This is a genomic window from Actinospica sp. (assembly GCF_035552695.1).
Taxonomy (GTDB): domain Bacteria; phylum Actinomycetota; class Actinomycetes; order Streptomycetales; family Catenulisporaceae; genus Actinospica.
On record NZ_DASZKT010000160.1, the window covers coordinates 26,309 to 47,101 of the forward strand.

A 20,793-nucleotide genomic window follows, 5' to 3' on the forward strand; every position below is an offset into this window, starting at 1 on the left:
AATAAGGGGCATGACAGATGCATACATCACCGGCATCGGCGCGTATCTGCCCGGGGAACCGGTGGACAACGAGGAACTGGCGGCGCGCTTCGGCGACGGAACCAGGCGGGACGCCGCGCTGCGCCGACGGGTGCTGGCGGCCAACGGGATCAGGACGCGGCACTACGCGTTGGACGAGAAGCTGCTGACCGTGGAGCAGAACGAGCAGCTCGCGGCCACCGCGGCCGGTCGTGCGCTGGCCGACCGGGGGCTTGCGCCGGAGGATGTGCGGATGCTCGCCGCCGGCACCACGCAGGGCGACGCGCTGGTCCCCGGATTCGCGTCGATGGTGCACGGGCGGCTGGGCGGCGGCCCGATGGAGGTGCTTTCGGCCGGCGGAGTCTGCGCATCGAGCATGGCCGCGCTCAAAGCGGCGGTCGGCGCGGTGCGGCTCGGCGAGCACTCCGCGGCGCTGGCGGTCGGTTCCGAGCTGGTGAGCCGCTCGCTGCTGGGCCGGGCTGGCGCGGCTTCTCGAGCTGACGGGGCCGACGGAGCTGACACCGCGTTTCTGCGCTGGACGCTGTCGGACGGCGCGGGTGCGGTGCTGGTCGAGCCGGAGCCGCGACCGGACGGTCTGAGCCTGCGGGTGGACTGGATCCGGCTCACCTCGCACGCCCACGAGCACCAGCCCTGCATGAGCGCGGGCCTGGAGGCGGACGGCCGTACCTGGCTGGACCGCGACCCCCTCGACGAAACGCGGATCCCCGAAGCGCCGAGCCTTCGCCAGGACATGTCGATGCTGCCGGAACTGGTGGATCTCGGGGTGGCGGAGTTCACGCGGCTGGTGGACACCGGGCGGATTCCCGCGGACGTCGAGCACGTCCTGTGCCACTACAGTGCGGAGCACTTCCGCGAGAAGCTGCAGGCGCGGCTGCGCGAGGCCGGGCACGCCGTGGACGACGAGCGTTGGTTCAGCAACCTGAGTACGGCGGGGAACACAGGTTCGGCCAGCATCTTCGTCATGCTGGAGGCGGCGCGCCAGCGGCTGAGTCCGGGGGACAGGGTGCTGCTGATCGTGCCGGAGTCCGGCCGCTTCACTCTCGCCATCGCGCTGCTCACCTGCGTCGGTCCCGGGGTGTCCACGCCGAGCCGTGCCGAGCTCGCGGCCTGCCCGCTCGGTGCGCCGGAGCCCGGTGATCCGGAGCCGGTGGCGCGCGCGTTGAACGGGCTGGCCGAGGTGTGGGCGGAATTCGAACGAGGGCTGGACCGGGTGCCGGTGATCCGCCGGATCGAGGACGGCGAGGCGACCGTGCGGGATTATCGGCGGCTGCTGTTGAACCTGCGCCAGCAGGTCGTGGACGGCGGCCGGTGGATCTCGCTGGCGGCCGCGAACTTCGGCACCGACCTGTTCCCGCTGCGCAGCGCCGCCATCCGGCACGCCGCGGACGAGCATCAGGACTTTCAGTTGCTGGAGCGCGACTACGCGTCGGCGGGCGGCGACCCGGCGGAGATGAATTCGACCCCTGCGAACATCGGCTCGGCCGCGCTGTCCGCCTTCATGTTCCATCGGGCAGGGCTGCCGGACCCGGTGGACCTGCTGGGCGCCATGTTCGTGATCGAAGGCCTCGGCACGCGCAAGGCGGGCGGCTGGGCGGATCGGTTGCAGCGGTCCGCGGGCCTGCGCGACGACCAGTTGACCTTCCTTCGCTACCACTCCGTCGGCGATGACGCGCACTACGGGGTCCTGCGGGCCGCGCTGCGCTCAGGCCTCTTCGACGATGCGCAGGTCACCCGGATCGTGCGGACCGCTCGCGTCGTCGCCCGGCTGTACCTGCTGCAACTCGAGGAGCTCGACAATGTCTAAGGATCCGTCTAAGGCCGCGTCCGAGACCGCGCAGCCGGAACCCGATATCTGGGGCCTGATGATGGTCGACCCGTCGGTTCCGATCGACCGGACCACGCTGCGCCTGGTGATCCGGGATCAGCGACGGGTCAGCCGCAAATACGTCTACCCCTGGTTGCGGATCGTCTCCCGCGTCACGGTGACCTGCATCGTGGTCGGCAAGCGGGTGTTGCCGTTCCAATTCCGCGCGCACGCGACGATGGACCGGCTGTGCCTCTGGTTCCTGCGCCGCTTCGTCGCTCCCGATGCGGTCAGCCTACTGATAAGGCACTTCATCGTGGAGACCAACCTGCTGAACTTCGCACTCCGCAACGCTCAGGTTCCAGGTTCCATCGAGGTGGAGCTGCGTCCGACGGCGCTGGCAGGACTGGGCAACCGCGCGGTGGTCGAGCACGACCTGAACGTCTACCGCGTGCTGCATCGGCTCGGTGCCTCCGGCAGGTCACTGGAGCAGCACCATCTGGCCGAGCTCGACTTCGGCATGCTGGTCGTGCCGGCCACGGACCCCGAGCCGAGGACGAGACGCCTGGTGAGGCTGGACATCCAGAGCGCGCTGTGCCTGATGAACATTCCGTTCTCCCTGTGCCTGACCAGCTCCGAGTACCGCCGTGCCGTGCACTCGATGAGCCTGGACACCTCGCTGCTGGCGGTGCTCGCCACGCTCACCGGGGACCACACGTTCCTCGACTGGCGCAGCGGCGTGCAGCCGCTGCGCGTCGACAGCAACATCGACGTCCCGCTGACCGTCTACGAGCACGCAGTACTCTGCGAATACGCGCACGCCCGGCTGCGGGAGCTCGCTCACTCCGTCTCGTCGAGTCCCCTGCTGATGGCGTAGCGCGCGAGCTCGACACGGTTGTGCAGTTGGAGTTTGTTGAGCGTGTTCTGGACGTGGTTCTGCACGGTCCGGTGCGACAGCGTGAGGCGCTGCGCGATCTGCCGGTAGGAGAGCCCCGACGCGACGAACCGCAGCACCTCCGTCTCGCGCTGGGTCAGTTCGGGTGCCTCGGGGGACGGCTTGGCCGACGCCGACCGCGTTGCCAGCCGCCGGTATTCGCCGAGCACGAGACCGGCGAGGCCGGGCGTGAAGACCGGGTCGCCGAGCGCGGTCCGGTCCAGCGCTTCACGGAACTCGGCGGCGCTGGCCGACTTCAGCAGATAGCCGGTCGCGCCCGCCTTGACCGCGTCGAGCACGTCCTGGTGCTCGCCGCTCGCCGATAGGATCAGGATTCGAATGTCAGGGTTCGCCGCGATCAGTCCGCTGATCACCTCGACGCCGCGCAGGTCCGGCAGATGCAGGTCCAGCACGACGAGCTCGGGCCGGGCGGCGGCCGCCAGCCGCAGCGCCTGGGCCCCGTCGCCCGCCTCGGCCACGACCTCGTAAGGGGATTCCGCCAGGTCGTGGACGATCCCGCCGCGCCACATCGGGTGATCGTCCACGACCATCACCCGGGTCCGCCTCCGCGCCCCGCCCCCGCCGGATTCAGTGTCCACGCTCGTACACTAACCGAGCCGCGGGACGCTGAACTCGACCTCGGTGCCCTCACCGGGTGCGGAATCCACCCGCGCCGTGCCGCCGAGCTCGCGCAACCGCCCGACGATCGACTTCGCGACGCCGAGCCGCCCGGCCGCGGCGGCCTCTGCCAGCCGTCCGCCGTCGAAGCCGGGACCGTCGTCCCGCAGCGTCACGGTGACCCGGGCCGGCTCGTCCTCGATCAGGATCCAGGCGCGGGTTCCGGCCGGGCAGTGGCCACGGACGTTGTCCAGGGCGGCCCGCAGCGCCAACACCAGCTCCCGCGCGGTGTCCGCGGGCAGATGGACGGCGGTGGCGGGCGCCGCGACGGTCACGGTGAACCCGCCGAGCGGCGTTATCAGGGCACGAAGGTCGAGCTGTCCGCCCGCCGGCACCTCCGCGTCGTACGAGGAGCCCATCCCGACCAGCGCGCGCAGCGCCGCCTCCTGCTCCCCGGCGAGCCGGCCGAGTTCCGCCGCCTCGCCACCGGCGGCCAGGCCCTGACGCTGGACGCGGGAGAGCACCTGCAACACGGAGTCGTGGATGTCGCGCGCCAGCCGGTCCCGTTCCCGCGCCGCGGCCTCGATCCGCGCGCCGCGGTCGAGGGCCTCCTGAGCCCGGACGGCCAGCCGGGCGAGGTGTCCGAGCACGGCGCCGGACAGCAGCAGCAGACCAGGCGCGAAACTGAGCTGCGAAAGCGTGTAGGCCGAGAGCGGGGAGTGCAGCGCCAGATTGCACAGGCCGATCACGGCTCCGGCGAACAGCCCGCCCCGCCGTCCATACGCGACGGCCCAAGCCAACACGCATGCGCCCATCCACATCACCGCGATCGGCGCGTCGCCTTCGACCAGCCGCTTCGACTGCTCGGCCCACAGCGTCGCCAGCACGCACCCGGCTGTGATGCAGAGGTCTGTGCTGAGGAGAGCGGGCCGCAGCCGCGGTGCGGGCGGGAAGCGTACGACGGTGAACGCCGTCCACAACGTCATCGCCACGAGCACCGCCCAGCCCCCGGCCGGATGCCGATAGCGCATGAAGTTCTGGGAGACCGTCAGCGCCGCATACCCGAGCGCCGCCATCCGGAAGATCGCGACCGCGCGCCACAACGGCATGAGCTGGTCTTCAGGCACGGCCGACTCGGCCCCGGTCCCCCCGCTCCCGCTCACCGCCCCACTTTAGAGCTCATCCGCCGGACTCGGGTACGAAACATGTGTGCGTTAGCTTCCGCACGATGACGAGCCCTCCGACGAACCGACGCAGGCCGGTGGCCGGCTGGATCTGGCAGCTCGCGGCCGACCGGCCCGGCACCATGCACGAGGTGATCCGGGACGAGCTGCGCGCGGTGATCCTCGCCGGGCTGGCGCGTCCGGGCGCGCCGATCAACGTGGACGACGTGGCACACCGCTTCGGCGCCAGTCGGATCCCGGTCCGTGAGGCGCTCAAGACCCTGGTCGGCGAGGGCCTGGTCGATCACGAACCGCGTGCCGGGTATCGCGTCGCGCAGCTCACCCGCACCGAACTCGCGGAGCTCTACGTCGTGCGCGAGGCCCTGGAGACGGCGGCGCTGAGCGCGGCCGTGCTGACGGCGACCGCCGAGGACGACGCGGAAGTGGCCGCGGCGCACGGCGCGCTGACCCGGGCGATCGAGCAGCACGACGCTCGCGGCCATCACGTGCACAGCCGCCGCCTGCACCTCGCGCTGGCCAGCCCGTGCCGGATGCGGCGGCTGCTCGGCATGTTCGAGTCGGCGTGGAACATCACCGAACCCCTGCAGCCGATGGCGCACGTCACGGACGAGATGACGGGTTCCCTGCACAGCGACCACCGCGTCATGGTCGAGGCCTTCCACGCGCGGGACGCGCCGACGCTGCTCGCGGCCTCGTCCGCGCACTACCGGCGGCTGCAGGAGGTCGTCGCGCACCTTCCCGCCATCCGGCTGCGACCCTAGCGGCCGGATTCAGATATATCCGCGCGGTCATCGTGCCGCAACAGCCCGTTCCTAGCATCTTCGGCAGCAAGGCAGGCGAACGCTAGGGAGGACACGCATGACGGTCACCGAAAGCCCGGGCGAAGTCCGGCGCGAATACGATCCACGGCTGACGAACGACGAGCTCGCCCCGCTCAAGCAACAGACCTGGGGCTCGTACAACATCTTCGCGTTCTGGATGTCGGACGTGCACAGCGTCGGCGGCTACCTCACCGCGGGCAGCCTGTTCGCACTCGGCCTGACGAGCTGGCAGGTCTTCATCTGCCTCATCGTCGGCATCGTGATCGTGCAGTTCTTCTGCAACCTGGTCGCCAAGCCGAGCCAGCAGGCGGGCGTGCCCTATCCGGTGACCAGTCGCGCGTCGTTCGGCGTGCTCGGCGCGAACATACCGGCGATCATCCGAGGTCTGATCGCGGTGGCGTGGTACGGCGTGCAGACCTTCCTGGCCGCCGAGTCGCTGAACATCGTCTTCCTCAAGCTGTGGCCCGGACTCGCGCCGTACGCCGACGTGCACCGGCACGGACTGCTCGGCCTGTCCTACCTCGGCTACCTGAGCTACGCGATCCTGTGGGCCGTGCAGGCGGCGCTCTTCTGGCGCGGTATGGACACGATCCGCAGGTTCATCGACTTCGCCGGTCCCGCGGTGTACGCCGTCATGGTCGTGCTCTGCGTCTACATGCTGACGAAGGCGCACTGGCACATCGATCTGAACCTCTCCAACCGGCACCTGAGCGGCTGGTCGCTCGTCTGGACGCTGTGCGGCGCGACGGCGGCCGTGGTCGCGTACTTCTCGGGACCGATGCTCAACTTCGGCGACTTCTCCCGCTACGCCAAGTCGTACTCCGCGGTGAAGAAGGGCAACCTGCTCGGCCTGCCGGTCAACTTCGTGATGTTCTCGCTGCTCACGGTGCTGACCGCGGCGGCGACCGTGCCGGTCTACGGCCAACTGATCACGGACCCGATCGAGACCGTGCAGAAGATCGGCAATACGTTCGCGATCATCCTCGGCGGCGTCACCTTCGTCACCGCGACCGTCGGCATCAACATCGTCGCCAACTTCATCTCGCCGGCCTTCGACTTCTCGCACGTCAGCCCGCAGAAGATCAGCTGGCGGGCCGGCGGCATGATCGCGGCCGTCGGCTCACTGCTGATCACGCCCTGGAACTGGTACGACAACGCGAACGCGATCTTCTGGACGCTCGGGCTGCTCGGTGCGCTCATCGGTCCGCTGTTCGGCATCCTCATCGCGGACTTCTACCTGATCCGCGGGCAGAAGATCGTGGTCGACGACCTGTTCACCCTCGACGAGGACGGCGCGTACTACTACCGGCGCGGGTACAACCCGGCGGCGATCAAGGCCGTCGTCGCGTCCGGGGTCGTCTCGCTCGCCTCGGTCATCGTGCCCAAGGTCGCGGATGTGCTGACCTGGCTGCCGCAGTACGGCTGGTTCGTGGGCTGCGGCATGGGCTTCCTGTCCTACTGGCTGCTCGCGCGGTCGGCGAAGCAGCGGTGATCCTCAAGCTCGTCAACCCGAACACCACCGTGTCGATGACGCGGGTGATCGAGAAGGCGGGGCGCGCCGCGGCCGGTCCGGACGTCGACGTGGTCGCGGCCACCTCGAAGAGCGGGCCGGCCTCGATCGAGTCGCACTACGACGAGGCGCTCAGCGTCCCCGGCCTGCTCGCCGAGATCACCGGCGGCGGGCGGGCGGACGGATTCGTCGTGGCCTGCTTCGGCGATCCGGGCCTGGACGCGGCCCGCGAGGTCGCGCCGGGTCCGGTGGTCGGGATCGCCGAAGCGGGGATGCGCGCGGCCACCTACCTCGGCCGCACGTTCGGTGTGGTCACGACGCTCGCGCGCTCGGCCGGGCGCACCCGTGAGCTGGTGGACCGCTACGGCGTCGCGGCGTACTGCGGCGGCGTCCGCGCGACGGACATCCCGGTCCTCGACCTCGAGCATCCGAACGCGCGGGCCCGCGTCCTCGCCGAGTGCCGCGCGGCGATCGAGACGGACGGCGCCGAGGTCGTCGTGCTCGGCTGCGCGGGGATGGCAGACCTCTGCGCCGACCTGCGCCGGGAGCTCGGGGTCCCGGTGATCGACGGCGTGGCCGCCGCCGTCGCCGCGGTCGAGGGCCTGGTCCGGCTGGGCCTCGACACCAGCCGCGGCTGCGGGTACGCCCGGCCGCCGGCCAAGCACCGGGGCCCGCTCGCCGGATTCAAGCTCCGGAGCGATGAAACAGAAATTTCAAGATCGGGGCATGTGGGTGAAACGCCGGGTGCCTAGCCTCGCGGCGTGACCACGATCCCCACTCAGATCCTGCAGCCGGATTCCGGCCCGGTGCGCGCCCGGCACTACCTGCCCGCCTCGGCCGGAACCGTGCTGTGGGGACGGCTGCCGTGCGCGTCGGACGAACCCGTGCTCACCGTCGATCCGGGAGACGAGGTCACGATCGACACCGTCAGCCACGAGGGCATCCTGGAGGACCAGGGGCGCGATCCGACCGCGTTCTTCGCGGGGCACGGGGTCGGCCCCGACTCGGTGCTGCGGGACGCGGCCCAACTCGCGCGCTCCTTCCCGGGGCGAGATCCCGCGCTGGACGGACCGCACGTGGTCACCGGCCCGATCCGGATACGCGGCGCGGCGCCCGGCGACCTGCTGAAGATGACGGTGCTCGAGACCCTGCCGCGGGTCCCGTACGGGATCATCTCGAACCGGCACGGCAAGGGCGCGCTGCCGGGCGAGTTCCCGCGCCGACCGGGGACGGTGAGCGTCTTCGCGGAGCTCGACCGCCTGCGGCCGGGATTCGCCGCGATGGCCGCACGCGCCGGGGGAGAACGCACAGTATGTTTCCCGGTCGCCCCGTTCCTCGGGATCATGGGTGTCGCCGTGGCGGGTCGCGAGCGTCCGCATTCGGTGCCGCCCGGGCCGCATGGCGGCAACCTGGATATCAAACTGCTTACGGTAGGTAGTTCGCTGTACCTGCCGGTGCAGGTCGCCGGGGCGCTGGCATACGTGGGCGATCCGCATTTCGCGCAGGGCGACGGGGAGGTGGCCCTGACCGCGCTGGAGGCCTCGCTGCGGGTCACGGTGCGATTGGACGTGGTCGAGCAGGCCGAGGCGGTCGACCGGTTCGGGCGGCTGGCCGGGGCGCTGGGGGAGACGGCCGACTATCTGATCCCGACCGGGCTCGACCCCGACCTGGACGAGGCGATGCGCCGCTGCGTGCGCGCCGCCGTCTCGCTGCTCCAGGCCCGGTTCGCGCTGGATCCCGAGCATGCGCTGGCGTATCTCAGCGCCGCGACCGATTTCCACATCTCGCAGGTCGTCGACCTGGTCACCGGGGTGCACGCGCGGATCCGCGTGCGGGACTTCCGATGAGGACGGACGTGCTCATCGTGGGCAGCGGCATCATGGGCGCCGCCGTGGCCAGGCTGCTGCGGGAAGGCGATCCGGCGCTGCGTCTCACGATGATCGACGGCGGTCGAGCAATCGGCGACGCGCCGGGCGTGCATCTGCACGATGTCGCGGATCCGGCCCTGTGGGCGCGGTACAACGAACGGGTGGCCAGTGGCATTCAGGGCATGTACACGGGGGCGGCGACGGTCCCCGAGGACGCCAGGGACATCAGTGAGCTGAGTTCCGGCATGCATCACGCCTACGTGGACGACGGCGGACGGCCGCTCGCCCACTCCGTCGGCGTCTCGCTCTACGCTCCGGTCGCATCCCGGGCCGAGAACCGGCTCGCGTTCTCGACGACCGAGACCGATCTTTCCGGGATGCCGCGGATCAGCATCGAGTTCGACTACTGCGACGCCGATCGTGCACTGATCGAACGGGGTCTCCAGGAGGTGCGGTCGATCGCTGAGGAATTCGGCTCCTTCGACCCGGTGACCGAGCGTGCGCTGCTGCCGCCCGGCTCGTCGCTGCATCTGACCGGCACGGTGCGCGCCGGGCTCGCGGACGACGGAAGCTGCGTGTGCGATCCGGCCGGCCGGGTGTGGGGCTTCGAGAATCTCTACCTCGCGGGAAACGGCGTGATTCCCGGCGCCATGGCCGCGAACGTCACGCTGACCGGCGCCGTCACGGCCGTGCGCGCTGTTCGCGCTGTCCGCGCTGTGCAGGGAGATCTGAGAGGAAACCGATCTTGATCGAAATCGCCAAGGAGTACCGCGTCGCGCTGCCCGCGTGGATCGAGGACGAACTCGCCGCGGTGCCCGGCGTGATCGCCGACCGCGAGGAGCGCATGCACCTGGTGCACCGGCTGGCCGACCGCAACTGGCGGGAGGGTAACGGCGGCCCGTTCGCGGCCCTCGTCGCCGAGCGGGACACCGGCCGCATCGTGTCGGTCGGGGTGAACGTGGTGCTCGCCTCCGGAGTCTCCAGCGCGCACGCCGAGGTGGTCGCGCTCGGCCTGGCTCAGACGGCGCTCGGCGGCTGGGACCTCGGCGCCGCCGGGCTGCCCGCGCACGAAATCGTGGTCAACTGGCGTCCGTGCATCCAGTGCTACGGCGCGACGATGTGGTCCGGCGTGCGCCGCCTGGTGGTCGCGGGCGAGGGGCCGGAACTCGAGGAGATCACCACGTTCGACGAAGGCCCGCTCGGCGACGACTGGGCCGGGCAGTTCGAGGCACGCGGCATCGACGTCGTGCACGACGTGCTGCGCGACGAGGCCCTCGAGGTGTTCCGCTCCTACCGGAAGGCCGTGGACGATGGCGGCCACGTCGTCTACAACGCCCGCGGAGGCACGCAATGACCGCGGAGCCGTGTTTCGCCACCGACGTCATCACCTTCTACCATCCGGCCTTCTGGGGGCTCGACTCCACTGAGGCCTTTCGTGCCTGGGCAGTGGAGAACCCCGAGGGTTTCTGGCGGCGGGTGGTGGACGGCCTCGAAAAGGCCGGAGTCGGCGGCGTCGAGCTGACCTTCTCGCCCGGCGACATCGACTCGGTGCTGCGCGCTTTCGGCTCGGCGGCCGCGTTCCGCGTCGAGCTCGCCTCGCGCGGGATCACCGTCGTCAGCGCGTTCATCGCGGACGAGGAGAGCCCTGACTGGCGTGATCCGTGGCGGCTGCCCGTGATCGTGGCCGACGCCGAGCGCCGCGCCGCCTTCCTCGCCGAGGCGGGTGGGCGGGTCCTCGTCGCCGGGTTGCCCATGCGCCAGACTTTCGGCGTCCGGCCGCCGTTCTTCGTCGATGCCACATATATGACTCAGATGGCTGATGTCGCACACGTCGTCGGTGAGGCGGTCTCCCAGTACGGCGTGCGGCTCGCCTTCCACACGGAGTCGAACAGCACGCTCTGGTACGAGCGCGACATCGATCTGTTCATGGCCCTGACCGATCCGCAGTACGTATGGCTGTGCCCCGACTCGTGCCACATCGCGCTCGGCGGGGGAGACCCGGTGGCCGTCGCGCGCCGCCACGCCCAGCGCATCGCGCTCGCGCACTGGAAGGACGCGGTCAAGCCGATCGACCGGATCCTGAGCATCGACGAGACCATCTTCGCGCAGCAGCAGCCTTTCATGGCCGAACTCGGCGCGGGCATCGTGGACTGGCCCGGCTGGGCGGCCGCGATGGCGCGCACCCCGGCGGCGGACGTCGTGCTCATCGAACTCGACGAGGCGGCCGATCCGGTCGCCGCGCTCCGGACCGGGAAGTCGGTCGCGCAGCGCGTTCTGGCTGAAATCTGATTTTCACCGCGAGAGCCGACTGGAACACGAATTTCACCTTCGCCGCTCGGGCGGACATGGGCGGGAAACACCGGGTGCCTAGCGTCTCTGGCACGCGTTGCGCTCCCTTCCTACCGTTCGCCTTCGCCTTAGAGGAGTCCCTTCGTGAACCACGATCTCGGTGCCACCCGGCTCAGCCGCCGTTCGATGCTGCAATGGGCGGCACTCGGCATAACCGCCCCCTCCGTGTTGGCCGCATGCGGATCCTCCACCGGCTCGGCGTCGGGGTCGAGTTCCGGCTCGAGCCTGGGCTCGATCGCCATCCAACTGTCCTGGATCAAGAACATCGAGTTCGCCGGCGAGTTCTTCGCGACGACCAAGGGCTACTACACGGCTGCCGGGTTCTCCGCGGTGAACCTGATCGCGGGCGGTTCGGCGGGCACCTCGGCCGAGTCCGCGGTGGCCTCGGGCAAGGCGTTCGTCGGGCTGTCCTCGCCGGGTGCGACCGGCCCCGCGATCCTGCAAGGGGCGCCGCTCAAGACGGTCGCCACCACATACCAGAAGAACCCGTTCGCGATCCTGTCGATCAGCACCAAGAAGCCGATCGCGGCGCCGAAGGACATGGTGGGCAAGAAGATCGGGGTGCAGCAGGGCACGAACCAGGTGCTGTTCAAGGCGCTGCTGACGGCGAACGGCGTGAGCGCCTCGGACGTGACGATCGTGCCCGTGCAGTACGACCCGACCGTGCTGGCCACTGGCGAGGTCGACGGTTACATGGCGTACATCACCAACGAGCCGATCCTGATCAAGTCCAAGGGTTATGAGACCACGACGTTCCTGTTCGCGGACTACGGCCTGCCACTCGTCTCAGAGACCTACGTCGTGCTGCAAGACTCGATCGACAACGACCGCGCCAAGGTCAAGGCCCTGCTGAAGGCGGAGATTCAGGGCTGGACGGACGCGGTCGCCTCGCCCGCGCAGTCCGCGAACCTGGCGGTGAACAACTTCGGCAAGGGGGACGGGCTGAACCTCACCGAGCAGACAGCCGAGGCGACGGCGCAGAACGGGCTGATCGTCAGCTCCGACACCAAGAAGAACGGCCTGTTCACGATGACCGACGCGCTGATCGCGGAGAACATCGAGGCGCTCGGCAAGGTCGGCGTCAAGGTCACCGCGAAGCAGCTGTTCGATCTGTCGCTGCTGGCCGAGGTCTACCAGGAAAACCCGAGTCTGAAGGCGTGACCGAGATGGCCGACACCGCGGAATCCGGCGGCATCGAGCTGCGCGGGCTGACCAAGCTCTTCAAGGTCGGCCGGCGCACGATCACCGCCCTCGACGACGTCTCGCTGCACACCCCCGAGGGCCGCTTCCTGTCCCTGCTCGGGCCTTCGGGCTGCGGCAAGTCCACCATCCTGCGCATCGCCGCGGGACTCGAACAGCCCACGGCCGGCGAGTCGGTGATCAATGGGCTGACTCCGCGCGAGCTGCGCCGGGAGCACGCCCTGGGCATCGCGTTCCAGGACTCGGCGCTGCTGCCCTGGCGCTCGGTGGCGGCGAACATCCGGCTGCCGCTGGAGGTCGCCGGGGTCAGGCCGGATCCGGGCGCCATCGAGGAACTGATCCGCCTCGTCGGCCTGGACGGGTTCGAGAAGGCCAAGCCCGCGCAGCTGTCCGGCGGCATGCGCCAGCGCGTCTCGATCGCCCGCAGCCTGGTCGTGAAGCCGTCGGTGCTGCTGCTCGACGAGCCGTTCGGCGCGCTCGACGACATGACCAGGCAGCGGATGAACATCGAACTGCAGCGGATCCTCGCCGAGAAGCCCGCCACGACTCTGATGGTCACGCACGGGATCGCCGAGGCCGTGTTCCTCTCGGACTACGTCGCGGTGATGAGCGCCCGGCCGGGCCGCATCGTCGAGGTCGTGGAGATCGACCTGCCGCGCCCGCGCACGCCCGAGATCACGCGGACCGCCGAGTTCCACGCGTACCACGACCGGCTCTCGGCGCTGCTGTTCGACTCCGAGAGCTCGCGCGAGACGGTGGAGGCCTAGCAGATGGCTGCGATCGCGCGGCGTTTCGCGGGCTTCACCGGAGTGCTGATCCTGCTCGTTGTGTGGGCCCTCGTCGGAGCGTTCGGATTCGGCACGCACGGCGCCGTGCCCACACCATTGGCCGTAGCGCGTCAGATGGCTGCGGACGGAGCCGGTCTGTACTGGTCCAACTCCCTGGTCACACTGACGTACGCGGCCCAGGGATTCCTCTGGGGCAACCTCGCCGCCTTCGCGGTGGCGGCCCTGACGCTCCTGGTGCCCCGGTTGGCACCGGCCGCGTCGCAGCTCGCGGTGATCAGCTACTGCATGCCGCTCACCGCGATCGGCCCGATCGTGCTGGTGGTCATGGGCGGGCGCGCCCCGACCGTCTTCCTGGCGGCGATGGCAGTGTTCTTCACGACGCTCGTCGGCGCGCTGCTCGGGGTACGTTCGGCCGATCCCGCCGCGCTCGACGTGGTCCGCGCATACGGCGGCAACCGCTGGCACCGGCTCGTGAAGGTCCAGCTGATCGCGGCGTCTCCGGCCGTCATCAATGCCCTGAAGATCGCCGCGCCCTCGGCGATGCTCGGGGCGATCCTCGGCGAGTACCTCGGCGGCGTGGACAGCGGGCTCGGGGTCGTGCTCACACTCGCGCAGCAGCAGTTCGACGTCGCGCGTACGTGGGCGCTGGCGTTGGTGACCGGCGTGCTCGCGTTCGCGGGCTACGGGTTGTTCTCGCTGCTCGGCCGGGTGCTCACGCCCTGGGCCCGGACTGGAGGGACATCGTGAAGACGGCGTGGCGCATCATCAGCCCACTGCTGGTCTCGGCCGTGGTCGGGCTCATCCTCTGGTACGCGGTGGTCGACCTGTTCTCGTTCAGTCCGTACGTGGTCAAGAGCCCGTCGGACGTGTGGACGTACCTGTTCTCGAGCCCGGACGCCGCGAGCAACCGGTCTTCCGTGCTTCAGCCGCTCGGCACCACGCTCGGCGACGGCGCCTACGGGTTCTGCTTCGGCATGCTCGGGGCGGTTCTCGCGGCACTGGCATTCGTCACGGCACCCGCCGTCGAGCGCGCCTTCATGCCCCTGGCGACGCTGCTGCGCTCGGTGCCGCTGGTGACCATGACGCCGCTCATCGTGCTGGTCTTCGGCCGGGGCGTCGGCGGTATCGCGGTGATCGGCGGCATCGTCGTGTTCTTCCCCGCCCTGGTCACGATCGTGCACGGGCTGCGCTCGGCCCCGCCGCACGCCGTGGACGTGGTCGCCGTCTACGGCGGCGGGCAACGCAGCATGCTGACAAAGGTCGCGCTGCCCGGCGCCCTGCCGTACCTCTTCGCCGCCGCCCGGCTCTCGGTGCCCAGCGCGCTCGTCGGCGCGCTCGTCACCGAGTGGCTGGCCACCGGTCGGGGCATCGGCGGCGTGGTCCTCGCCGACATCGGAGCCTTCGGCTACCTGCACCTCTGGGCCTCGATCATCGTGCTGACCGCGGTCTCCGTGGTGCTCTACACGCTGGTCGGCGCGGCCGAGACGGTCGTGCTGTCCCGGATGGGCATGGGAGGGGAAGCCGCGTGACGGCCGACCCGCGGATCTGGCGGCTGCTCGGGTTCCCGCTCGCGGTGCCGACCGGTTCGGGGGTGCTCGACGGCGAGAGCGTGGCCGTGAAGGACCTGTTCGCGGTGGCGGGCCTGCCCGTCGGCGCGGGGAACCCGACCTATCTGGCCGAGGCGGGCCGCGAGCGACGGCACGCCGCCGCCGTCCGGGTGCTGCTGGACGCCGGGGCCGAACTGCGCGGCATCGCCAGGACCGACGAGTTCGCGTACAGCATCGCCGGAACCAACGCGCACTACGGGACCCCGCCCAACGCGCGTGCGCCGGGTCGGCTGCCCGGCGGTTCCTCCAGCGGACCCGCCTCGGCGGTGGCGGCGGGCCAGGCGAGCATCGGGCTCGGCACCGACACGGCGGGCTCGATCCGCGTCCCCGCGTCCTACCAGGGCCTATGGGGGCTGCGCAGCACCCGCGGAGCGGTCAGCGCGCAGGGGCTGCTGCCGCTGGCGCTGAGCTTCGACACGATCGGCTGGCTCGCGCGCAGCCCTGACGTGCTCGCCAGGACGGCCAGGGTGTCACTGCCGTCGCTACATCAAGCCGCCGGTGACTTCGTGCTCTGCCCTGGTCTTCTCGCAGCAGTCGACCCGGCCGTCCGTGCCGCCTTCACCGAGAAGCTGAGTGCTCTGCCGAAGCTCCGCGAGATTCAGGGTCCGGATACGAAGGAGGCCTTCGCCGCGTTCCGCACTGTGCAGGCGGCCGAGGCATGGCGCACGAACTCACCGTGGCTCCGCGATCATCCCGGCGTGCTCGGACCGGACGTGGCCGCCCGCTTCGCCTGGGCCGCGACCGTGACCGCGGACGACGAGCAGGGGGCCCGCAAGGCTCTCGCCGAGATCCGCGCCCGGTTCGAAGCAGAACTCGAAGACAGCATTCTGCTACTTCCCGCGACACCCACACCCGCGCCGTCGAACGATGCCGACGCCGCCTCGCTCGACGCCACCCGCGCCGCCACGATCGCCCTCACCTGCCTGGCCGCGATCACCGGCCGCCCCGCGCTGTCCGCGCCGCTGCTCGACGTCGGCGGACTGCCGGTCGGGCTCAGCCTGCTCGGGCCGCGCGGCACCGACCTCGCCCTCATCAAGCGTGCCGTCGCTCTCGCCCCAGAAGGAGACCGCCCGTGACGATCTCGCCGAGTCCGCTCGACCCGCCCCCGCGGCTGCTGATGGGCCCGGGCCCGGTCAACGCCCATCCGCGGGTGCTGCGCGCCCTCTCGACCCCGCTGATCGGCCAGTACGACCCGGTGATGACCGGCTACATGGCCGACACCTCCGCGCTCTACCGGCAGGTCTTCGACACCGTCAACGAGCAGACGCTCCTGGTGGACGGCACGTCGAGGGCCGGAATCGAGGCCGCGCTCGTCTCCCTCGTCGCGCCCGGCGAACGCGTGCTGGTACCGATCTTCGGGCGCTTCGGGCACCTGCTGGCCGAGATCGCCGCGCGAGCGGGAGCCGACGTGCACACGATCGAGGCGCCGTGGGGAAGCGTCTTCGATCCCGAAGACGTGGCGCGGGCCGTCCGAGATGTCAGGCCTCGACTGCTCGCGATGGTGCACGGCGACACGTCCACCACGATGGTCCAGCCGCTCGACGGGCTCGGCGAGGTCTGCGCCGAACACGACGCGCTGCTGTACGCCGACGTGACCGCGAGCCTCGGCGGCAACCGCTTCGCCGCCGATGAATGGGGAATCGACGCCGCGACCGCCGGGCTGCAGAAATGCCTCGGCGGCCCCTCTGGCACCGCACCCGCGACCTTCTCGCCCCGTGCGGTCGAGGTGATCACCGCGCGTCGGCAGATCGAGGCCGGCCTGCGCGAGGACGGCGACGAAGAGAACGTGTTGCGCATCGGCTCGAACTACTTCGACCTGGCCATGATCTTCGACTACTGGGGTCCGCGCCGACTCAACCACCACACTGAGGCGACGAGCGCGCTCTACGCGGCCCGCGAGTGCGCCGCGCTACTCGTCGACGAGGGCATGAAGGAGGCCGTCGAACGCCACCGGCTGCACGGCGCCGCGATGGCCGCCGGGGTGCGCGGCCTCGGCCTCGAGGTCTTCGGCGACCAGGAGCACCGGATGAACAACGTCGTCGGCGTGCTGATCCCGGACGGCGTCGGCGACGCGGCGGTGCGCGCGGGGATGCTGGAGGACTACGGCATCGAGATCGGCACGTCGTTCGGCCCGTTGCGCGGCCGGATCTGGCGGATCGGAACCATGGGCTACAACGCGCGCAAGGACGCCGTGCTCACCACGCTCGCAGCACTCGAACAAGTGCTGCGGACCGCGGGCGGCGCGGTCGTCGCCGGCGGGGGAGTCGGCGCCGCGCACGAGGTCTATCAGGAGGCCGCGATATGAGCGCGCGGACCGTCCTCGAACGCTGCGACGAACTGGCCTTGGTCTCCGCCCTGCCGGACGGCTACATCGAACGGACCTATCTCACGGTCGAACACAAGGCGGCCAATGCGCTCGCCGCCCAGTGGATGACCGAAGCGGGCCTGGCCACCTGGCAGGACGCGGCGGGCAACGTCTGCGGCCGACTGGAGGGCGAGCGGCCCGGCCTTCCGGCGCTGCTGCTCGGCTCGCACTTGGACACCGTCCCCCAAGCGGGCCGGTACGACGGCATCCTCGGCGTGATGATCGCGATCGACGTCGCCGCGCGGATCACGGCGAGCGGCGGCAGGCTGCCGTTCGCCCTGGAGCTCGTCGGATTCGGCGACGAGGAGGGCAGCCGCTTCGGCGCGACCCTGCTCGGCAGCCGCGCCCTGGCCGGGACCTGGGACAGCCGCTGGTGGCCGCTCGCCGACGCCGACGGGGTGAGCCTGCGCGAGGCGTACGCCGCGTTCGGCCTCGACCCCGACGCGGTAGGCCGCGCCGCGCGCCGAACCGGCGATGTGATCGGCTACCTGGAAGCGCACATCGAGCAGGGGCCCGTCCTCGAAGAACGCGGCCGGGCCCTGGGCATCGTCACCTCGATAGCCGGGGCCCGCAGGATGCTGATCACCGTCACCGGACGCGCGGCACACGCCGGAACGCGGTACTCGTTGCGCCGCGACGCGTTGGCCGGGGCGGCGGAGGCGATCCTGGCCGTCGAGTCCCTCGCCCCGGACCTCGGCGTCATCGCGACGGTCGGCCGGTTGGCCGCGCAGCCGGGCGCGGTCAACGTCGTGGCCGGCTGCGCCACCTTGAGCCTCGACCTGCGTGCCGCGTCCGACGAGGTCCGCGACGCCGGACTCGAAGCGCTGCTCGCCGAGATCGAGAAGATCTGCGCCCGGCGCGGCCTGAGCGTGGGTGTCGAGCAGACGCACGTCGCCGAGACAGTGCACTGCGACGAGGCGCTGAAGGCCGCCCTCGCCGCGGCCGTCGCGTCCACCGGGGACGGCGACCCGCTCGAACTTTTCTCCCCGCCCGGCCACGACGCGATGGCCCTCGCCTCGCTCACCCGCGTCGGCATGCTGTTCATCCGCTGCGCCGGGGGAGTGAGCCACCATCCGGAGGAGTCCGTCCTCGCAGCGGACGTGGCGCTCGCGATCGACGCGATGCACACCGCCGTACTCGGCCTCGCCGAGAGGTATGGAAACGAGAGGTACGGAAAACTGTCCATATGAACGAGGTGCCGATCGGTCAGCGCATCGACCGCCAGTACGCCGCGCTGTCCCCGCAGGAGCAGCGCGCCGCCGATGTGGTGCTCGACCGGCTCGACGATCTCGCGGTCTACAGCGCCTCGGAGATCGCGCAGCTCAGCGGCGTGTCCAAGGCCACCGTCTCCCGCCTCGTGCGCCGCCTCGGCTACGAGGACTTCGCCCAGGTCCGCGCCCAGGCGAAGCTGCTGCGCGGCCTCGGCTCGCCGATGGGCACCTCCTCCGGCCCCGGCGAGCACGCCGGCGACCCGCTCGCCGCGCACCTGGCCGCGGAGCAGCGCAACCTGGAGCGGATGGGCGCGGCGGTGGCGGACGGCCGGCTGGAGGCGGCGGCCCGACTGCTCGCCGACGCGGCACAGATCGCTGTCATCGGCCGCCGCAACAGCTACCCGGTGGCCCTGCACCTGCGCCAGCAACTCGCCCAGATCCGCGGCCGCGTCACCGTGCTCCCCGTCCCCGGCCAGAGCCTCGGCGAGGACCTGGCCGACCTCGGCCCCCAGGACGCGGCCGTACTCATCGGCTTCCGCCGCCGCCCGCCCGGCTTCAGCGCCCTGATCGAGGCGCTGCGCGCCCGGAACGTGCCCGTAGTCCTCATCGGAGACACCTCACTCGAACCCTGGCGCGACCGCGTCACCCACGCCCTGTCCGCCCCCCTAGACTCGCCCTCCGCCTTCGACAGCTACGCCGCCGCCATGAGCCTGGTCAACCTACTGGCCACGGCCATCCTGGCGCGGCACACCCGACAGGGCCGCACCCGCGTGTCTACGATCACGACGTGGTACGACGACCTAGACGAACTGGAAGCCCCCCGGTGACCCCCAACGCCCACGATGACGCCGCTGCCGCTGCCGCTGCCGCTGCCGCTGCCGCTGCTGCCGCCACCGCTGCGGATGCCGATGACGACGCCAACGCCAACGCCGCCGAAGCCGACGACGACAATGCCTCCAACGCCGACGAGCCCCCCACCTCCAGTGCCGCCGCCACCGCCGGCGAAGCCGCCGCCGCGTCCACCGCCGACGAAGCCGCCGCCGCCGACGAAGCCTCCACCGCCGCTACCGCGTCCGCCGCCGACGAAGCCGCCGCCACCGCCGCCGCCGACGAAGCCTCCACCGCCGCTACCGCGTCCGCCGCCGACGAAGCCGCCGCCTCCACCGGCGACAAAGCCGCCTCCAGCGCCGACGCGTCCCCCACCTCCAACACCGCTTCCATCGCCGCCGCCGTCATCGCCACTGCCACTGACTCCGACCTGCGCGACCTCCTACGCTCCTGCCTGGCCGTCCCCCGCTGGATCGACGAGGTCGCAGCCGCCGCCCCGTTCGCCACCGCCGCCGACCTGCTCGACCGCGCCCGGCACGCCGCCGACCCACTGAAACCCGCCGAGATCGAACTCGCGCTGGCCGACCATCCCCGCATCGGCGAGCGCCCCAAAGGCGACACCCGTTCGGCCGCCTTCTCCCGCACCGAACAACAGGCCCCCGACGCCGACGACGCCGAACTCGCAGCCAAGATCGCCGCCAACAACGCCGCGTACGAGGAGCGCTTCGCCCGCGTCTTCCTCATCCGCGCCGCTGGCCGTACCCGGGCTGAGATCCTCGCCGAGCAGCAGCGCCGCCTAGCCCTCGACGACGGCGCCGACCTCCGGATCGTCGCCCGCGAACTCCGCGAGATCGCGATCCTCCGCCTCGAACGCCTCCTCGCTGCCGACCCGGCGACCCGCAGCCACATCACCACCCACGTCCTCGACGCGGCACGCGGCGTCCCGGCATCAGGCCTCGAAGTCACCCTGGAACAGCTGTCCACGAAAAACACCTGGACCACGATCGCCCACGCCCGCACCGACGCCGACGGCCGCATCAACACCCTGGGCCCCGAGGCCCTCCCGCCCGGCCACTACCGCGTCACCTTCAACACCGGCGCCTACTTCGATTCGCAGGGCACGAGCACCTTCTACCCCCAGGTCGTAGTCGTCATCGACCTGACCGACCCCGCCGCCCACTACCACGTGCCCCTGCTACTAAGCCCCTTCGCCTACTCAACCTATCGAGGCAGCTAGCGTCCGTGTGTTGGCGCCTATGCGGGTGCGCCGCTGGTGCCCTCTGATCGATAGGTCGCAGTATCGCTGCCGTTCCAGTCGTCCAGTTCGACGATGAAGGTCAGCCCGAGTGCGGCGAAGACGGCGAGCAGGTCGTCGATCCGTTGCGGAACGATGACGCCTCTGAAGTGCACGGGCCTGCTTGGGCGCAGCTCGAGCTGGGCGTAGGTGTTCTCGACCTCGAACTCGGTCCAACTGGATTTGCGTACGCGCCACCCCGCGGCGTGGAAGGCCTCGGCGACGTGTTGTGCGCTGTCTGCCGATGGAAGAGAGCCTCGAACGTTGTCACTCAGGTCCAAGTGAGGATCGAGACCGTTGGCGTCGGCGTCGAAGCACGGACCGTCGGTGCCGCCGGAGGTGAAGGGCATGAACGGCAGGTTAGCGCGCAGGC

At 70.7% G+C, this 20,793-nt stretch carries 21 protein-coding genes; 18 read left to right on the forward strand and 3 right to left on the reverse strand.

Annotation, left to right across the window (positions count from 1 at the left end; genetic code table 11):
• Positions 1-10 precede the first annotated feature (10 nt).
• A complete protein-coding gene (locus tag VG296_RS19435; RefSeq protein WP_325567560.1) occupies positions 11-1,843 on the forward strand; it encodes an iron-containing redox enzyme family protein in 1,833 nt (610 codons plus the stop codon).
• Positions 1,836-2,720 (forward strand): DUF6999 family protein, encoded by an 885-nt coding sequence (locus VG296_RS19440; RefSeq protein WP_325567562.1) that lies wholly within the window; start codon positions 1,836-1,838, stop codon positions 2,718-2,720. The genes VG296_RS19435 and VG296_RS19440 overlap by 8 nt, the downstream gene beginning before the upstream one ends.
• Here VG296_RS19440 and VG296_RS19445 read toward each other — a convergent pair.
• Positions 2,684-3,328, reverse strand: a complete 645-nt coding sequence (locus VG296_RS19445; protein WP_349259625.1) for a response regulator transcription factor — start codon at positions 3,326-3,328, stop codon at positions 2,684-2,686. The genes VG296_RS19440 and VG296_RS19445 overlap by 37 nt on opposite strands.
• A gap of 57 nt (positions 3,329-3,385) precedes the next feature.
• Positions 3,386-4,558, reverse strand: coding sequence for a MacS family sensor histidine kinase (gene macS / locus VG296_RS19450; protein ID WP_325567566.1), 1,173 nt, complete (start codon positions 4,556-4,558; stop codon positions 3,386-3,388).
• Positions 4,559-4,623: 65 nt separating this feature from the next.
• Here macS and VG296_RS19455 point away from each other — a divergent pair, with 65 nt between their 5' ends.
• The 16 genes from VG296_RS19455 to uraH all read left to right on the forward strand — a co-directional run bounded on the left by VG296_RS19455 (position 4,624) and on the right by uraH (position 20,363).
• On the forward strand, positions 4,624-5,340 hold the full coding sequence (locus VG296_RS19455) for a GntR family transcriptional regulator (RefSeq protein ID WP_325567568.1): 717 nt from the start codon (positions 4,624-4,626) through the stop codon (positions 5,338-5,340).
• 97 nt (positions 5,341-5,437) lie between these two features.
• A complete protein-coding gene (locus tag VG296_RS19460; protein ID WP_325567570.1) occupies positions 5,438-6,892 on the forward strand; it encodes an NCS1 family nucleobase:cation symporter-1 in 1,455 nt (484 codons plus the stop codon).
• A complete protein-coding gene (locus VG296_RS19465) occupies positions 6,889-7,662 on the forward strand; it encodes an aspartate/glutamate racemase family protein (RefSeq protein ID WP_325567572.1) in 774 nt (257 codons plus the stop codon). Before VG296_RS19460 ends, VG296_RS19465 begins: the two co-directional genes overlap by 4 nt.
• An 18-nt stretch (positions 7,663-7,680) precedes the next feature.
• A complete protein-coding gene (locus tag VG296_RS19470) occupies positions 7,681-8,757 on the forward strand; it encodes an acetamidase/formamidase family protein (RefSeq protein ID WP_414641112.1) in 1,077 nt (358 codons plus the stop codon).
• Positions 8,754-9,527, forward strand: a complete 774-nt coding sequence (locus VG296_RS19475; RefSeq protein ID WP_325567576.1) for a GMC oxidoreductase — start codon at positions 8,754-8,756, stop codon at positions 9,525-9,527. Before VG296_RS19470 ends, VG296_RS19475 begins: the two co-directional genes overlap by 4 nt.
• Positions 9,524-10,132: a nucleoside deaminase gene (locus VG296_RS19480; RefSeq protein WP_325567578.1), complete on the forward strand. Its 609-nt coding sequence runs from the start codon at positions 9,524-9,526 to the stop codon at positions 10,130-10,132. The genes VG296_RS19475 and VG296_RS19480 overlap by 4 nt, the downstream gene beginning before the upstream one ends.
• Positions 10,129-11,067 (forward strand): sugar phosphate isomerase/epimerase, encoded by a 939-nt coding sequence (locus VG296_RS19485; RefSeq protein ID WP_325567580.1) that lies wholly within the window; start codon positions 10,129-10,131, stop codon positions 11,065-11,067. Before VG296_RS19480 ends, VG296_RS19485 begins: the two co-directional genes overlap by 4 nt.
• Before the next feature lie 186 nt (positions 11,068-11,253).
• Entirely contained in the window at positions 11,254-12,288 is a 1,035-nt protein-coding gene (locus VG296_RS19490; protein WP_349259626.1) for an ABC transporter substrate-binding protein, read from the forward strand.
• Between the two features lie 5 nt (positions 12,289-12,293).
• Positions 12,294-13,094: an ABC transporter ATP-binding protein gene (locus tag VG296_RS19495; RefSeq protein WP_325567612.1), complete on the forward strand. Its 801-nt coding sequence runs from the start codon at positions 12,294-12,296 to the stop codon at positions 13,092-13,094.
• Between the two features lie 3 nt (positions 13,095-13,097).
• Positions 13,098-13,862 carry an ABC transporter permease gene (locus tag VG296_RS19500; protein WP_325567584.1) on the forward strand — a complete coding sequence of 255 codons (765 nt, stop codon included), beginning with the start codon at positions 13,098-13,100 and terminating at the stop codon, positions 13,860-13,862.
• Positions 13,859-14,644 carry an ABC transporter permease gene (locus tag VG296_RS19505; RefSeq protein ID WP_325567586.1) on the forward strand — a complete coding sequence of 262 codons (786 nt, stop codon included), beginning with the start codon at positions 13,859-13,861 and terminating at the stop codon, positions 14,642-14,644. The genes VG296_RS19500 and VG296_RS19505 overlap by 4 nt, the downstream gene beginning before the upstream one ends.
• Positions 14,641-15,798 carry an amidase family protein gene (locus tag VG296_RS19510; protein ID WP_325567588.1) on the forward strand — a complete coding sequence of 386 codons (1,158 nt, stop codon included), beginning with the start codon at positions 14,641-14,643 and terminating at the stop codon, positions 15,796-15,798. The genes VG296_RS19505 and VG296_RS19510 overlap by 4 nt, the downstream gene beginning before the upstream one ends.
• Positions 15,799-15,839: 41 nt before the next feature.
• Complete coding sequence (locus VG296_RS19515) at positions 15,840-17,027, forward strand: alanine--glyoxylate aminotransferase family protein (protein WP_349259627.1); 1,188 nt, start codon at positions 15,840-15,842, stop codon at positions 17,025-17,027.
• The gene (locus VG296_RS19520) at positions 17,024-18,277 is read left to right on the forward strand and encodes an allantoate amidohydrolase (RefSeq protein WP_325567592.1); all 1,254 of its coding nucleotides are present in this window, start codon (positions 17,024-17,026) and stop codon (positions 18,275-18,277) included. The genes VG296_RS19515 and VG296_RS19520 overlap by 4 nt, the downstream gene beginning before the upstream one ends.
• On the forward strand, positions 18,274-19,125 hold the full coding sequence (locus VG296_RS19525) for a MurR/RpiR family transcriptional regulator (protein WP_325567594.1): 852 nt from the start codon (positions 18,274-18,276) through the stop codon (positions 19,123-19,125). The genes VG296_RS19520 and VG296_RS19525 overlap by 4 nt, the downstream gene beginning before the upstream one ends.
• Complete coding sequence (uraH, locus tag VG296_RS19530) at positions 19,122-20,363, forward strand: hydroxyisourate hydrolase (protein ID WP_325567596.1); 1,242 nt, start codon at positions 19,122-19,124, stop codon at positions 20,361-20,363. The genes VG296_RS19525 and uraH overlap by 4 nt, the downstream gene beginning before the upstream one ends.
• Before the next feature lie 17 nt (positions 20,364-20,380).
• Here the strand turns inward: uraH and VG296_RS19535 are convergent, their stop codons facing one another.
• Positions 20,381-20,770, reverse strand: coding sequence for a hypothetical protein (locus VG296_RS19535; protein ID WP_325567598.1), 390 nt, complete (start codon positions 20,768-20,770; stop codon positions 20,381-20,383).
• Positions 20,771-20,793: the final 23 nt, after the last annotated feature.

Bases quoted from the DNA above. Each gene is read 5' to 3' on its own strand.
- VG296_RS19435 (WP_325567560.1), top strand. From the start codon at position 11: ATGACAGATGCATACATCACCGGCATCGGCGCGTATCTGCCCGGGGAA.
- VG296_RS19440 (WP_325567562.1), top strand. From the start codon at position 1,836: ATGTCTAAGGATCCGTCTAAGGCCGCGTCCGAGACCGCGCAGCCGGAA.
- VG296_RS19445 (WP_349259625.1), bottom strand. From the start codon at position 3,328: ATGGTCGTGGACGATCACCCGATGTGGCGCGGCGGGATCGTCCACGAC.
- VG296_RS19455 (WP_325567568.1), top strand. From the start codon at position 4,624: ATGACGAGCCCTCCGACGAACCGACGCAGGCCGGTGGCCGGCTGGATC.
- VG296_RS19460 (WP_325567570.1), top strand. From the start codon at position 5,438: ATGACGGTCACCGAAAGCCCGGGCGAAGTCCGGCGCGAATACGATCCA.
- VG296_RS19475 (WP_325567576.1), top strand. From the start codon at position 8,754: ATGAGGACGGACGTGCTCATCGTGGGCAGCGGCATCATGGGCGCCGCC.
- VG296_RS19485 (WP_325567580.1), top strand. From the start codon at position 10,129: ATGACCGCGGAGCCGTGTTTCGCCACCGACGTCATCACCTTCTACCAT.
- VG296_RS19490 (WP_349259626.1), top strand. From the start codon at position 11,254: ATGCTGCAATGGGCGGCACTCGGCATAACCGCCCCCTCCGTGTTGGCC.
- VG296_RS19495 (WP_325567612.1), top strand. From the start codon at position 12,294: ATGGCCGACACCGCGGAATCCGGCGGCATCGAGCTGCGCGGGCTGACC.
- VG296_RS19500 (WP_325567584.1), top strand. From the start codon at position 13,098: ATGGCTGCGATCGCGCGGCGTTTCGCGGGCTTCACCGGAGTGCTGATC.
- VG296_RS19515 (WP_349259627.1), top strand. From the start codon at position 15,840: ATGGGCCCGGGCCCGGTCAACGCCCATCCGCGGGTGCTGCGCGCCCTC.
- VG296_RS19520 (WP_325567592.1), top strand. From the start codon at position 17,024: ATGAGCGCGCGGACCGTCCTCGAACGCTGCGACGAACTGGCCTTGGTC.
- VG296_RS19525 (WP_325567594.1), top strand. From the start codon at position 18,274: ATGAACGAGGTGCCGATCGGTCAGCGCATCGACCGCCAGTACGCCGCG.
- VG296_RS19535 (WP_325567598.1), bottom strand. From the start codon at position 20,770: ATGCCCTTCACCTCCGGCGGCACCGACGGTCCGTGCTTCGACGCCGAC.